Here is a 14,431-nt window from a genome sequence, read left to right as displayed (position 1 = left end):
CCCACGGGGCCCGGTGGGGTCCGCCGGAGGGCCGTATCCGATCATGGGCGGGTGAATGCGATTCCACTGGGAGCGGCGTACGCCGGCGGGGTCCAGTTCGGGGCGTACGCCCTGGAACGGATGGAGCCGAAGGAGCGGGAGCGGCTGCTCCGGGACTGCTCGACGAATGTCGACAATCTCGCCGCCGGGCGCTGGGAGACGCTGCTGACCAGTGCGCTGGTCGTCGAAGAGCCCATGCCCCTGCCGTACGCGCTGCTGCTGGTCGCGGTCCTCGGCTACGCCGAGTACGCGTACGGCGCCTGGTGGACGGCCGCGGTGTTCCTGTTCGGGCACGCCGCAGCGACCCTCCTGGTGTACGGCGCCCTGCGCAGGACAACCGATCCGCAGACCCGTCGCGCCCTGGACGTGGGGACCAGCTACGGGTTCAACGCCGTGCTCGGCGCGCTGACCTCGGCCCTGCCGCGCGGGGCGGTCCGCACGGCCGCGCGGGCGGGGCTGCTGGCGCTCGCCGCACTGCCCGTGCTCAAGCGCGGCCGGACCTTCACGGACGCCGGACACCTGGCGGCGCTCGGCATGGGCATCGGGGTCTCCCTGGCCGTCGATTGTCTTTCCGGCCCAAAACATCAGAAAATTACATGAATCACCGAACGGTACGAACCGCTGGAGCAGCCACGATGACCGCCACCCCCTCCACCACCGTCGCCAACCTGCGCGACCTCGGTGGCACCCCGCTCTCCGGCGGCCGCACCGTCCGCCCCGGCCTGGTGCTGCGCTCCGGCCAGCTCGACCGGCTCGACCTCGACGCCGACCCGGCGGTGGCCGCGCTGGGCCTGCGTACCGTCATCGACTTCCGCACCGAGATCGAGCGCACCGCCCATCCCGACCGGGTGCCGGCCGACGCCCGGCTCCTGGTCGGCGATGTCCTGGCGGACAAGATGAACTCGGGCCGGATGCCCGCCGCGGCCCAGCTCAAGGACCTGCTGTCCGACCCGGTCGTCGCCGAGGAGCACCTGGGTGGCGGCAAGGCGCAGGCGCTGTTCGGCGACATCTACCGGTCCTTCGTGCACTCCGCCTCCGCGCAGGCCGCGTACCGGATGCTGCTCACCGAGGCCGCCGACCCCGGCGCGGGTCCGCTGCTCTTCCACTGCACGGCCGGCAAGGACCGCACCGGCTGGGGCGCGACGGTCATCCTGTCGCTGCTCGGCGCCGACGACGCGACCCTGACGGCCGAATACCTGTCGGTGAATCCGGCGGTCAAGCAGGCCTTCGCCCCGATGATCGAGGGCTTCACTGCGGCCGGCGGCGACCCGGACATAGCTCTCGCGCTGATCGGCGTCTTCCCCTCCTACCTGGAGGCCGCGCTGGACGAGGTCGAAACGCGCTACGGCTCCGTGGAGAAGTACGTGCGCGAGGGACTCGGCGTCTCCGACGAAACGGTCGAGGCCTTGCGCGCCCACCTGGTGGCCTGAGCCGCGGGTCCGATGGCGCCCCCGGGGGCCCTCCCGGCGGTAGCCGGGGGATGCTGCGCCGTTGACGAGTGACCATCCGACGATTCCCTCGTTCTGCTGAACGTGACTGCGCCGGATACCACCACCCGCCCCCTGTCTCCCGATGTCGAGCAGGCCGAGGCCGCCATCGTCGAGCACTACCCGCGGCTGGTGCGGCTCGCCTACCTGGTGCTGCCGCCCGCCCTCGGCCGCAACCGGCGGGTGCTCACCGCCCACTCGCTGGTCCAGCGTGCGCTGCCGCGGGGGCGGCGGGACGCGGCGGCAGCCGTGCGGGGCGGGGTGCCGGGCCAGCGCGGCGGCGAGGGTGACGCCGGGTACGCGTACGTCCGGCTGCGCGTGCTGCGCGCCGCCCTGGAGGCCGGGATCCCGCTGACCTTCCGCGCCCTGCCCCGGCGCGCGCAGCTCCCGCCCGCGCTGCCGCAGGTGTGGGGGCTGCGGCTGTTCCCGCGCTCCGGCGGGGCCGAGGAACTCGCCCTCGACCAGTGGCTGGCCACCCTCGGCGGGCCCGGCCGCGCCGCCTGCGTCCTGCGGGCCCTGGAGCGGCTGTCCGAGCCGGAGGTGCTCCGGGTGCTCGACGAGGCCGGGGTCGCCGATCCGGCCGCCGCGGTCGCGGAGTCGGGGGATCCGGCGAACGACTCCCTGTTCGCCTCCCCCGAGTTCGACCCGTGCGTCCTCCAGGCCCGGCCCACCGACCTGCTGCGCAGGCGCCGGCTCGCGAGGGCCGCCCTCGCCGCCGGGGCGGCCCTCGCCGTCTGCGGGGCGCTGCTCGCGCTTCCCGGCGGGGGCTGGGGCGCGGACGGGGCCGCCGCCCCGCTCTACACCCGTAACGCCTCGGCCGAACAGGCCCTGGATCCCGGGAAGCTGGTCCGGGCCGCGCCGTCGCTGTGGCGTACGTCCTCCCGTACGGACTTCTCCACCTGGCCCGCCCGCGGCGACCGCGCCGACGACGGCGAACTGCTGCGCCGGGCGCTGGCCGTCTGGGCCCGGCCGGGCTCCTCCGTGGTCGTCTCGGCCACCCCGGGCACCCCCGCCGGACCGCCGATGGGACCGGCCCAGCTGCTGTTCGCGGGCGTCGTCGACCAGGCCGTCGTCGTCCTGCTCTACGACGGCCTGCGCGTGGTCCGGTACGCCGAACCGCGCGCCGGGACCACCGGCGCGGCCCTCGACTTCGCGCGGACCGACGGCGCCTCGGCGGACACGGCGACCGCCCTCGTGCTCAGCCGGGTCGACGGCAACGTCCGTTACCTCACCGCGCCCTGGGTCACCGGCGCCGCCCTGCGGGACCTGCTCAAGCCGGGCGGAGCTCCCGTACCGCTGAAGCCGGCCCCGGACGGGGTCACTCCGCCGGTGCCGAGCCCGGCTCCGGCGGGCAGTTGCACCAGTTGGAACGCCCTGGCCCTGACGGGCGACGGAGCCACCCGGCTGATCACCGACCTCGGCGAACTCACCCCGGCCCGGCTCACCTCGGGCGCGCCGGGTGCCGAGCGGGACGTGACGGAGGCCGCGGAGCTCGGAGACTGGTCGAGGATCGCCTGCCTGCTTCCCTCGGTGCGTTCGCACGGGGTCCGCACCGTGAACGCCTGGACGTACGCGAAGCAGCCGCTGCCCGAGGGCGACGGGACGGCGGCCTGGCTGTGCACGCGGGCCGAGACCTGGCGGGGCACGGCGGACCGGGTGCAGGCGCAGTTCCTGGCGCCGGGCGCCCCGCTCGCGGCACAGGCGGCCAGGTCGGAGGGGTCGCCGGCGTGCGGTCCGCGGGAGCCGCGGGTGCTGGCGGGCGTGCTGTGGAAGTCGCGCGCGGGCCAGTGGTACGTACTCGCGGCGGGCAGTGCGCAGTTCGCCTCGCTGTCGGTGTCGGGCGGCGGGGTGAGCGGGGCAGCGAACGGGAACCGGCTGGCGGTCAAGGCGCCGGCGGGGGCGCAGGTGGACCTGTCGGGCAAGCTGACGGACGGGACGAAGGCCGGGGCGCTGCGTTAGGAAGTGGCCGCCGAGGGGTTTTCCTGGCGTGTACCCATCAGTACATTGACGCCATGTCTAATAGGCCGCTCGCGCCCGCCCCCGTGGCGTCGGAACACATCGACCTGAGGCCCCGGAACGTGTCCTTCGGCTGGGAGGACACTCCGCTCCACTGGCTGCCCGACGACCCGTTCACCGGGCACATGATCAACGTGCTGCACCTGCTGCTCCCGGCGGGTGAGCGGTGGTTCGTGCACGTCTACAAGCAGGTGCTCCCGTACATCGAGGACGAGCGGCTGCGCGCGGACGTCGTCGGCTTCATCGGCCAGGAGGCCATGCACGCCGCCGCGCACGACGACGTACTCCCCCACCTGAAGCGGCTGGGGCTGGACCCGACCCCGTACACGGCGCAGGTGGACTGGCTCTTCGAGAAGCTGCTCGGCGACCGGACCCTGCCGCCGGGCCGGGCCCGGCACTGGTGGCTGATGGAGCGGGTCGCGATGATCGCGGCGATCGAGCACTACACGGCGTTCCTGGGCGACTGGGTGCTGAACGCCGACGAGTTGGACCGGCGGGGCGCCGACCCCACCATGCTGGATCTGCTGCGCTGGCACGGCGCGGAGGAGGTCGAGCACCGCTCGGTGGCCTTCGACCTCTTCATGCACGTGGACGGCGGCTACCGGCGCCGGGCACGGACCTGGGCGACCGGCTTCTCCGCGCTGGTCTTCCTGTGGCAGCGCGGTGTCCGCTTCTTCATGGAGAACGACCCGCACCTGGTGGACGGCAAGGCCTCCTTCGGGCAGTTCTTCCGGGCCGGGCAGCAGGGCGTGCTCCCGTCGACGGGCGCGATGCTGAAGTCCATACCGAAGTACCTCTCCCGTACGTACCACCCCTCGCAGGAGGGCTCCACCGCCCAGGCGGTCGCCTATCTGGCCTCCTCCCCCGGCGCGAACGGCGGGATGAAGGCATGAGGCGCGCGCTGAAGGTCACGGCGGTCGCGGGAGTCGCGGGGGCGGCCTGGGTGGCGAAGCGGGCCCTGCACGGCCGCATCGGGAAGTCCCCGCTCTGGCCCCTGCCGGCTCTGGAGACCCCCGTCTCGGGCCACTCCCCGCGCCGCCCGCTGCGCGCGCTGATCGTCTCCCGTACGGAGCCGGCGGAGGGCGTGCTGCAGCTGACCGTGGAATCCCCCGGGCTCCCGGCGTGGACCCCGGGCGCGCACGTGGACGTCACGCTGCCGTCGGGGCTGGTCCGCCAGTATTCGCTGTGCGGTGATCCGGCGGACGCCGGTACGTACAGGATCGCGATCCGGCTGGTCGAGGACGGCCGCGGCGGCTCCCGCGAGGCGCACGCCCAGCTGGTCGAGGGCGCCGAGCTGGAACTGCGCCCGCCGCGCAACCGCTTCGAGCTGGTCCCGGCGTCCTCGTACGTGTTCGTCGCGGGCGGCATCGGCATCACCCCGATCCTGCCCATGCTCCGGGCGGCCACGGCGGCCGGCGCCGACTGGACCCTCCTGTACGGGGGCCGCTCGCGCGCGTCGATGCCCTTCCTCCCCGAACTCTCGCCCTACGGCGACCGGGTCGCGCTCCTCCCGCAGGACGAGGTGGGCCTGCCGGACCTGTCCCCGCTCGCCGGAGCCCGCCCGGGCACACTGGTCTACTGCTGCGGCCCGGAACCCCTGATGCAGGCCGTGACCACTGCGGCCCCGCCCGGCATCCCGGTCCACCTGGAACGCTTCACCCCGGCGGCCCCCGGCCCGGCCGAGGCCTTCACCGTCGAACTCCAGCGCTCGGGCCGCACCCTGGAGGTCGGCCCGTCGGAAACCACGCTGGCCGCGGTCCGCCGCGTCCTCCCCAACACCCCGTACTCCTGCGAACAGGGCTTCTGCGGCACCTGCCAACACCGCTTCCTGTCGGGCGAGGTGGACCACCGCGACACCCTCCTCACGGACCAGGAGCGCGAGGACTCGATGCTCCTGTGCGTCTCCCGCGCGAAGGGCGACCACCTCACCCTGGACCTCTAGCCCCTGGCGCCGGCTCCCCGCCCATGGATACGGGTGGCGATCGCTCCCCGCCCGCATGCGATGCGAAGACGGCTCAGCGTCCTGCACGGCTCCGGCGCAACACGAGCCGCCGCAGCGCCTTCCGTTGCCGTTCCGGGCACCCGCCGGGTCGGCAACGCCCTGGTGAGGGGTGGCGGATGTGGAAGTAGGGTGTCCGCATGACAACCGGGGTGCGGCGCAGGATGGGTGTCGAGGAGCGGCGGCAGCAGTTGATCGGGGTTGCCCTGGAGCTGTTCAGCAACCGGTCGCCCGACGATGTGTCGATCGACGAGATCGCGGCGGCCGCGGGGATATCGCGGCCGCTCGTCTACCACTACTTTCCGGGCAAGCTCAGTCTGTACGAGGCCGCGCTGCGGCGGGCGGCCGATGAGCTGGCGCTGCGGTTCGTGGAGCCTCACGAGGGGCCGCTCGGAGCCCGGCTGCTGCGGGTGATGGGGCGGTTCTTCTCCTTCGTCGACGACCACGGGCCGGGCTTCTCCGCGTTGATGCGCGGCGGCCCGGCGGTGGGCAGCAGTCAGACCAACGCCATGATCGACGAGGTGCGGCAGGCGGCGTACGAGCAGATCCTGGCGCACCTGGACCTCGGCGTCGACGAGCCCCCGGCCCGGCTGGAACTCGTGGTGCGCTCCTGGGTGTCGCTCGCCGAGTCCACCGCGCTGATCTGGCTGGACGGGCGGAAGATCCCGCGGGCGGAGCTGGAGTTGCAGCTGGTGCACGATTTTGCCGCGCTGGCCGCCGTGAGCGCGGCGTACGACGCGGAGATGGCGGGCATCCTCGTACGGATCCTGGCCCACGAGCCGGCCGACGGCCCCTTCGGGGAGCTGGTCGGGCGGCTGGGCGCGCTCGTCCCGAGCGGGGTGCCGGACCCGCGGTGATCCCGCCTCCGGCGGCCCGGCGTGATCATCGATAATGCTCGCGTGATCATTGACGACGGGATCTTGTTCCGGCCGGCCGTGGAGAAGGACGCCGGCACCCTGGTGGCGCTGTACGACCAGGCGGCCCGGTGGATGCGGGCCAGCGGGATCGACCAGTGGAAGCCCGGGGACAAGGACGCCGACCACTTCCGTGCGCGGATGGGCGACGGCGAAGTGTGGCTCGGCGGGGACTGCGACGGGCGGGTCGTCGGGGCGTACGAGCTGTGGTGGTCCGACGAGGAGGCCTGGGGCGTCCAGCCGCCGGTCGCCGGATACGTGCACCGGCTGATGGTGGAGCGCGCGACCGCGCCCGCCGGGGCCGGGCGGCGCCTGCTCGAACACGCCGAGCGGCGCATCGCCAGGACCGGCCGGGAGCGGGCGCGGCTGGACTGCGTCTCCACCAACCCCCGGTTGCTCGCGTACTACCAGGGTTCGGGCTACCGGGTGGTCGGGGAGCTCCCCAACAAGGTGGGGAAGGACGGCAGGGTCTACGGAGTGATCCTGCTGGAGAAGCGGCTCGACCGGCTCAGCGTCGTGTGAAGACCGAGACGGTGCGGGCGGGGACGGTGAACTCTCCTGTCGTGGTGTCGTAGGCGGACCGCTTGACCGTGGCGTCGGCGCCCGCGGCCTGGACCGGGTGCAGGGCGTACGCGGTGCCCGCGAGGCCGGGGACGCGCTGGGCCTGCGCGGTGGGAGTGGCGTTGAAGACCACCACCAGATCGCCCAGGGTCATGGTGATCACGCCCGGGGTCTCGTCCTTGCCCGAGAGGGGGAAGGCCAGCCGCGACTGGACCGCCTCCGCCGTGGTGAGGGCGAACTCCGGTTCGGTGGTGCGGATCTTCAGCAGGTCGCGGTAGGCCGCCGAGGTGCCGGTGATCTCGGCGCAGCCAGGGGCCGGGCCGGTCAGCAGGGGCTTCGCGTAGAGCCACTTCGAGGCGTTGTCGGCGGCCGGGGGCAGGCCACGGCCGAAGCCGTTGCCGTCCTGGCAGTCCCAGTGGACTGCGTTGAACCAGTCCCCGCTGTCGTAGGAGTTGCGGTCCAGGGACTTCGAGCGGAGCAGGTCCGTACCGGCCTGGGAGAGCGCCGGGCCCTGGGAGAGGGCGGCCGTCGCCAAGGCCAGGACCTGCATCCGGGCCCTGTCCTGTGCGGTGGTGGCCGGCGGGAGTTTGTAGGTCAGGGCGTCGGCGAGGGTCTCGTTGTCGTGGGCGTCCGCGTAGGCGAGGGCGTCGCCGGGGGCGGCCGCGTAACCGGCCGGGGCGCCGTTGTAGTCGAGCTCGGAGCCCTTGATCCGGCGGCCGGCGGTGTCGGTGAAGGCGTAGGAGGCGAGGTTGCCGGACAGGCCGACCTTGATCAGGTCCTGGTCGTGCAGGAGGCGGGCCTTCTGCTCGGCGGGGGTGCCGTTGGCCGGGGATCCGTTCGGCGCCGTGAACAGGCCGGAGGCGAAGCCCTGGACGCGCGGGTCCTCGTCGAAGGGGCCGCCGCCGCGGACCGCGTCGCGCGCCCGGTCGGAGAAGGTGGCGATGCCGGTGCCGGCCATGTTCTTCTGTGTGGCCTGTACGAAGCGGGCGTCGTCGGCGACCTCGCCGAAGTTCCAGCCCTCCCCGTAGAGGACGATCTTCTTGCCGTCGACCCCGTCCTTCGCCACCGTCAGCGCGTCGAGGGCGGCGCGCACGGCCAGGATGTTGGCCTTCGGGTGGTGGCCCATCAGGTCGAAGCGGAAGCCGTCGACCTTGTACTCCTTCGCCCAGGTGACGACGGAGTCCACGACGAGGCGGCCCATCATGGCGTTCTCGGGGGCGGTGTTGGAGCAGCAGGTGGAGGTGGCGACGCTGCCGTCGGCCAGCAGGCGCTGGTAGTAGCCCGGGACGATGCGGTCCAGGACGGACTTGTCCGACTGCCCGGACGCCACGGTGTGGTTGTAGACCACGTCCATGACCGTGCGCAGCCCGGCCCCGTTCAGCGACTGGACCATCTTGCGGAACTCGACCGTACGGGCCGTGCCGTTCGGGTCGCTCGCGTAGCTGCCCTCGGGAACGGTGTAGTGCAGCGGGTCGTAGCCCCAGTTGTACGCGTCCTTCGCGGCCGCGGCGGCCACGCAGGCCTGCTGCTCCTGCGAGTCCGGCGCGTACGCCTTCAGGTCGCAGGCGGGCTCGGTGCGGTCCGCGGGCTTCTCCGGGATCGTGCCGATGTCGAAGGCGGGCAGCAGGTGGACGTACGAGGTCCCGGCGGCGGCCAGGTCACGCAGGTGCCGCATGCCCGCCGAGCCGGTGTCCGTGAAGGCCAGGTACTGCCCGGGGTGGGTGCTGGTGCGGTCGGCGACGGAGAAGTCGCGGATGTGCAGCTCCTGGATCTGCGCGGAGGTGAAGGGCACGGGTGCGGGTTTGCGCAGCTGCTGCCAGCCGGGCGGGGCGAGCTTCGGGTCGGCCAGGTCGACGGCCAGGCTGTGGGCGGAATCGGTGGTCAGGGCCGTGGAGTACGGGTCGGTGACGAGGTTGCGGACCACCTGGCCGGTGCTCGGCGCCCAGACGGTGACGGCGTAGCGGTAGGGCTTCCCGGTCCAGGAGCGTTCGCCGCGCACCGACCAGACGCCGGTCGCGTCGTCGCGGCGCATGGCGACGGTGCGGCCGTCGAGTTCGAGGGCGACCTGCTGGGCTGTCGGGGCCCAGACGGAGAGGGTGGGGCGGCCGTCCTTGAAGACGGGGCCGAGCGGGGTGTTCGTCGCGTACAGGTCGTCCAGGACGCCGGCGAGCTGCACGCCGGTCGCGGCGAGAACGGCGCCATTGGCGGCGCGGGCGCTCGCGACGAGCTGGCCGCGCAGGGCTTCGCGGACGCGGTCCCGGTCGCGGGGGTCGACGGTGAACGCGGTGTACGCCGCCAGGTGCGGGAACTTCTGCTTCTGGGCGGCGGTGAGCTCGGACCGGTTCAGCCGCAGCCACTGGGCCCGGCCGGTCAGGGTGCCGTTCTCGGCCTTGACGGCGCCTTCGCGGGAGGCGAGGAGCTGGGCGGAGGCGGCGGCCGCGGGGGCGTTCCAGGCGAGCGTGTCGCGGTCGATCCAGACGGCCTGGGCCTTGGTGAGGTCGAGGGCGGCGCCGGTTCCTGCGGGCTGCGGGAGGAGGTACTTCTCCTTGCCGCCCAGCATCCACACCTCGTGGCCGGTGGCCTTCAGGTCCAGGGACTGGTCGGTGGGGAGGTCCTTCTCGTCGCCCTTGTGGAGGATGTAGCTGAGGCTGGTCGCCCCGGCCGCGAGCGGGACCTCGTACACCGCGCCGTAGGCGTCGGTACGGGCGGGGAGCAGCGGCTTGGACCAGTCGGTCGGGTTGGCGGCGCCGGTCCAGACGTGCAGGCCCCAGCCGTCGTAGGCGCCGTCGGGGCGCTGGTAGTGCAGGACGGCCTTGGCCGTGTCCTGCGGCGGGTAGACGGGGCGGTCGGTGCGGGCGGGTTCCTTGCCCTGCTCCAGCCAGACCTCGCCGGTCTTGGTCACGTCGATGGTGCGGTCGGCGGCTACGTCCTTGTTGCCGTCCTTGTCGATGACGAGGTAGCCGACGGAGGAGGCACCGGGCTTGAGCCTGACGTGCGCGAAGGCGCCGTAGGCGTCGCGGCCGGTGAAGTCGTGTCCGGCCGGCCAGGGGGTGGCTTCACCGTCGGCGAGGTCGCCCCAGGCGTAGAGCCGCCAGTTCGTGTAGTCGCCGTCGGGTCGGTTGTAGTGGACGACGGCGTAGTCGCGCTGGGTGGCGGTGGGGACCTCGGCGGGCGGGGCCTGCCCGGCCGTGGTTGCGGCGAGCGCGCTCGCGGTCCGGCCCGCGGCGTCCACGACGACGGCCTTGTAGCGCAGGGCGGTGCCCGCCGGGGCGGTGACGTGCTGGGTGACCTTGTACGGGGCGTGGTCGGCGGAGCCGAGTACCTGCCACTTGTCGTTGCCGCTCTGCGCGGCGAAGACGACCCGGTTCAGGCCGCCGCCGGTGACGTCGGCGCTGAGCTCGACGGTGCCGGTGGCGCCGGGGGCCGGGGCCTTGAGGGTCAGGGCGGGCTTGGCGGCGGGGGCCGCGAGCGGGGCGGTGCCCTGGAGCACCACCGAGCCGAAGGCGGGAACGGTGACGGCGAGTTTGCCGGCCGCGGAGGCGCGGATCGGCGCGGTCCCTCCGTAGAGGGTGCGGTACTGGGCGCCCGCCGGGGCGTCGATCTCGACGGTGCGGGACTCGGCCGCGTTGTTGGCGGCGACCAGGTACTCGGTGCGGCTGCGGGTGTCCGTGCGGGCGAAGGCGTAGACGGACCCGTCGGCGAGGCGCTCGCTCTGGACGCCGTCGCGCAGGGCCGGGTGGGCCTTGGTGAGCTTCGAGAGAGCACTGATCTGCTGGTAGAGCGGGTGCCCCGGATCGTAAGCGTCGCTCGCGTGCGTGCGCACCGTTCCGAGCTGGTCGTCGTCCAGGTAGTCGGCCACCTGCGTGGCGAAGAGGGGCTGGCGGGCGTCCTTGTCGCCGCCCGCGCCCGTGAAGCCCTGCTCGTCGCCGGAGTAGATCACCGGGTTGCCGCGCGAAAGGAACATCAGCTCGTTGGCGAGCCGGTAGCGGTCCAGCAGCTCCTGCCCCCCCGCGCCCGGCCGGTCCTGCTTCAGGAACGTCCCGAACCGGCCCATGTCGTGGTTGCCGAGGAAGGTCACCTGCTCGTAGGCGTTGGCCTTGTCGGTGGTGTACCGGTAGTCGTCTGCGAGGACGGAGCCCAGCCGGCCGGCCGCCGCGCCCTGGGAGGCGTACGAGCGGATCGCGTCCTGGAGCGGGAAGTCCAGGGTGGCGTCGAGCCGCCCGCGCGTCACGTACGGGGAGGTGACGGCGGTGTCGGCGGAGTAGACCTCGCCGAACATGAAGAAGTCGTCGCGGCCGCGTTTGGCGGCGTACGCGTCGAGGGCGGTCGCCCACTGGGTCCAGAACTCGGTGTTGACGTGCTTGACCGTGTCGATGCGGAAGCCGTCGATGCGGAAGTCCTTGACCCACTTCTCATAGATCTTCTCCATCCCGCTGACGACCTCGGGGCGCTCGGTCCACAGGTCGTCGAGTCCGAAGAAGTCGCCCTGGTCGGAGGACTCACCGGCGAAGGTGGAGTCGCCCCGGTTGTGGTACATCGCCGGGTCGTTGAGCCAGGCCGGCGACTTGAGGTTCTTCTTCGCGTCCGGCACGAAGGGGGTCCTGGGGAAGGACTCGCCGTCGGTCTTCGGGAACTTCCCCTTCCCGTCGGCATAGTCCTTGTCCTCGAACGGCACGCCGTCCTTCGTCAGGTACGGGAACGCCCCCTTCGAGAGGTACGAGTAGGACGCCTCCCGGTAGTCCACGACGTCAGCGGTGTGGTTGGTGATGACGTCGAAGAAGACCTTCATCCCCTTGCCGTGCGCCTTGTCGATCAGCCGCTCCAGATCGGCGTTGGTGCCGAAGTGCGGGTCGACCTGGGTGAAGTCGGTGATCCAGTAGCCGTGGTAGCCCGCCGACACGTCGGCGCCCTTCCCCTGCACCGGCTGGTTCTTGAAGATCGGCGCCATCCAGATGGCCGTGGTGCCGAGCCCCTTGATGTAGTCGAGCCGGTCGGTGAGCCCCTTGAGGTCACCGCCCTGGTAGAAGCCCTTGTCCTTCGGGTCCAGGCCGGTCTCCAGGCGGGAGCCGGTCAGGCCGCCCCGGTCGTTGCGCGGGTCGCCGTTCGCGAACCGGTCCGGGAGGACGAAGTAGAACTGCTCCCGGGTCAGGTCGTGACGGGCCGGTTCGGCGGCGAGTTTCGCGTCCGAGGGCGGGGCGGGCGGCCCGGCCGGTGCGGCCGCGGCGGGAAGGGCGGGCAGGAGCGTCACGGCCAGAGCGGCGGCGAGCACTCCTGCGGCAGGGCGTATCAAGGCAGGTCTCCTTGTGTACGTGTCGCATGGATGAGGGCCGCCCGGCGTGGCGGGGATGACGGTGCCGGGCGGCCCTGGTCGGTGGGGCTGCGGCTCAGCTGCGCCAGGTGTCGCTCAGCGTGACCTTGCCGCTCGCGGGGACGGTGGCGGTGCGGTTGGCTCCGCTCTCCCAGGTGACGTTTCCGGCGGCGTCCTTGCGGATGTACTTGTACGAGAACGCGGTCCCGGCCGGAAGCGTCACGTCGAGCTTCCAGACGGGGTAGGCCGCCGGGTCGAGCTTGGGGGCGCTGGCGGTGTTCCAGCCGCCGAGCTCGGCGCGGTCGCCGGTGACGTGGATGTTCTCGCCGAGGACGGTGGTGGCGTTGACGGCGAACGAGGCGCCGGAGGTGGCCGACGGCGGCGGGGTCGTACCGCCGGAGCAGGTACGGGCGCCCGTGTGCAGGGCGACGGCCGTCCCGGCGGGGAGGGTGGCGGTGAACTGGCCGCCGGCGTTCACCGTGACCGTGCGGTTGTTCTGCACGTCGCAGTAGTCGCCGGCCGCGAGGGAGGTCTGGAAGGTACGGGTCAGGGCCGAGCCCTCGTGGTTGATCGCCACGTACGCCTTGACCCCGCGCCCGAAGGCGATCTGGTCGCCGCCGTTGTCCCACCAGTTGGTGACGGACTGCCCGCGGGCCGCGTTGCGGAAGCCGACCATGGAGGAGATTTCCCGCCAGGCGTGCTGGCACTTCCAGCCGTCGGCGTAACAGGCGCTCACCGAGCCGCCGTTCGGCGGGCCGGCGTCCTTGTCGGTCCACTCGTAGCCGGAGTGCACGTCCGGGGAGCCGTAGGGCCAGGCCAGCATGAAGACGCTGGCGAGGGTGTAGGCGGAGCCGTTCTTGTAGTTGAGGGTGTCGCCGCCGCGCTCGGTGTCGTGGTTGTCGACGAAGACGGCCGACTGGGCCGAGGGCATGTGGCCCCAGGCCTCGCCGAAGTTCTTCAGGTAGGCGAGGTTCTCGTTCTGGAAGACCCGCTTGAGGTCACGGGCGTAGCGGAACTCCTGCACGTCGCCGTTGCCGAGGTACTCGCTCGGCAAGACGGCCTCGCCCGCGCCGTGGATCGCCTCCTGCTTCCAGTAGACGCCGGGGTTCGTCAGCCGGGACTTGATGTTGGCGAGGTCGGCGGCGGGCATGTGCTTGGCGGCGTCGATGCGGAACCCGTCGACGCCGAGGGAGAGGAGGTCGTTGAGGTACCCGGCGATCTTTCCGCGTACGTGGTCCTCGCCGGTGTCGAGGTCGGCGAGCTGCACGAGCTCGCAGTTCTGGACGTTGGCCCGGTCCTGGTAGTTCGAGATCGTCGCCCGGCAGTCGTCCATGTCGGAGCCGGAGTAGACCCCCGGATAGCTGTACTTCGTGTACGAACTCCCGCCCGTCCCCGTCCCGTCGCCGGATGCCATGTGGTTGATGACGGAGTCGGCAACGACCTTCACCCCGGCGGCGTGGCAGGTGTCGATCATGCTCTTGAAGGCGGTCCGGTCGCCGAGCCGGCCGGCGATCTTGTAGCTGACGGGCTGGTACGAGGTCCACCACTGGGGGCCCTGGATGTGCTCCTGGGGAGGCGAGACCTGGACGTACCCGTACCCGGCGGGCCCGAGGGAATCGGTGCAGGCCTTGGCGACGGAGTCGAAGCGCCACTCGAACAGGACGGCGGTCACGTCCTTCTCACCGGGGGGCGTGGCGGCGGCCTGCGGCCCGACGGCCGTGAGGGTGGCGGCGGCAAGTGCGGCGGTGGCGCAAAGAGTTGCAGCTCTGACGGCTCTGGCAGGCATGCGGGGGGCCTCCTGGCGGAAGAGGTGGGGATTGGAGCGACCGTAGGGGCCAGGTAGGAGCGCTGCAAGAGTTTGCGCAAGAGATTGCAGAATTGTTTCCGAGGCGTGTCCTGCTGGACAGGGCCTCTGGACACCAGCCCCTGCGTGGCGAGTTCGCCCCCCTCGGGATCCGACGGCGACACTGCCCCGTACCGGCGACGACCGCCTGCCGTACGGGCAGGGGTTCCGCGGCCGGCCTCACGCGCGGCTCGGACGGGATGAACCAGTTCGGTCACACCAGGCGAGATGCCTTTACACGGGCGGGCGACAATAATTCGACCA

At 72.3% G+C, this 14,431-nt stretch carries 9 protein-coding genes; 7 read left to right on the top strand and 2 right to left on the bottom strand.

The window, feature by feature from the left end; genetic code table 11:
• The first annotated feature begins 51 nt into the window (after nt 1-51).
• The 7 genes from AB0D48_RS24485 to AB0D48_RS24455 all read left to right on the top strand — a co-directional run bounded on the left by AB0D48_RS24485 (nt 52) and on the right by AB0D48_RS24455 (nt 6,977).
• Nucleotides 52-639: a rhomboid-like protein gene (locus AB0D48_RS24485; protein ID WP_362400721.1), complete on the top strand. Its 588-nt coding sequence runs from the start codon at nt 52-54 to the stop codon at nt 637-639.
• A gap of 35 nt (nt 640-674) precedes the next feature.
• The gene (locus AB0D48_RS24480) at nt 675-1,469 is read left to right on the top strand and encodes a tyrosine-protein phosphatase (protein WP_362400718.1); all 795 of its coding nucleotides are present in this window, start codon (nt 675-677) and stop codon (nt 1,467-1,469) included.
• Between the two features lie 102 nt (nt 1,470-1,571).
• The gene (locus AB0D48_RS24475) at nt 1,572-3,485 is read left to right on the top strand and encodes a hypothetical protein (protein WP_362400715.1); all 1,914 of its coding nucleotides are present in this window, start codon (nt 1,572-1,574) and stop codon (nt 3,483-3,485) included.
• Between the two features lie 53 nt (nt 3,486-3,538).
• The gene (locus AB0D48_RS24470; protein ID WP_362400712.1) at nt 3,539-4,435 is read left to right on the top strand and encodes a metal-dependent hydrolase; all 897 of its coding nucleotides are present in this window, start codon (nt 3,539-3,541) and stop codon (nt 4,433-4,435) included.
• A complete protein-coding gene (locus AB0D48_RS24465; RefSeq protein WP_362400709.1) occupies nt 4,432-5,484 on the top strand; it encodes a PDR/VanB family oxidoreductase in 1,053 nt (350 codons plus the stop codon). The genes AB0D48_RS24470 and AB0D48_RS24465 overlap by 4 nt, the downstream gene beginning before the upstream one ends.
• A 197-nt stretch (nt 5,485-5,681) precedes the next feature.
• Entirely contained in the window at nt 5,682-6,398 is a 717-nt protein-coding gene (locus AB0D48_RS24460; protein WP_362400707.1) for a TetR/AcrR family transcriptional regulator, read from the top strand.
• Nucleotides 6,399-6,440: 42 nt separating this feature from the next.
• Nucleotides 6,441-6,977 carry a GNAT family N-acetyltransferase gene (locus tag AB0D48_RS24455; protein ID WP_362400704.1) on the top strand — a complete coding sequence of 179 codons (537 nt, stop codon included), beginning with the start codon at nt 6,441-6,443 and terminating at the stop codon, nt 6,975-6,977.
• Here AB0D48_RS24455 and pulA read toward each other — a convergent pair.
• Nucleotides 6,964-12,306 (bottom strand): pullulanase-type alpha-1,6-glucosidase, encoded by a 5,343-nt coding sequence (pulA, locus tag AB0D48_RS24450; RefSeq protein WP_362400701.1) that lies wholly within the window; start codon nt 12,304-12,306, stop codon nt 6,964-6,966. The genes AB0D48_RS24455 and pulA overlap by 14 nt on opposite strands.
• 94 nt (nt 12,307-12,400) lie before the next feature.
• Nucleotides 12,401-14,110, bottom strand: coding sequence for a carbohydrate-binding module family 20 domain-containing protein (locus AB0D48_RS24445; RefSeq protein WP_362400698.1), 1,710 nt, complete (start codon nt 14,108-14,110; stop codon nt 12,401-12,403).
• Nucleotides 14,111-14,431 lie beyond the last annotated feature (321 nt).

This window comes from Streptomyces sp. NPDC048269 (assembly GCF_040652395.1).
Lineage (GTDB): Bacteria > Actinomycetota > Actinomycetes > Streptomycetales > Streptomycetaceae > Streptomyces.
Note: the sequence above shows the minus strand (reverse complement) of the source record. Positions and strands in the feature narration are given on the sequence as shown.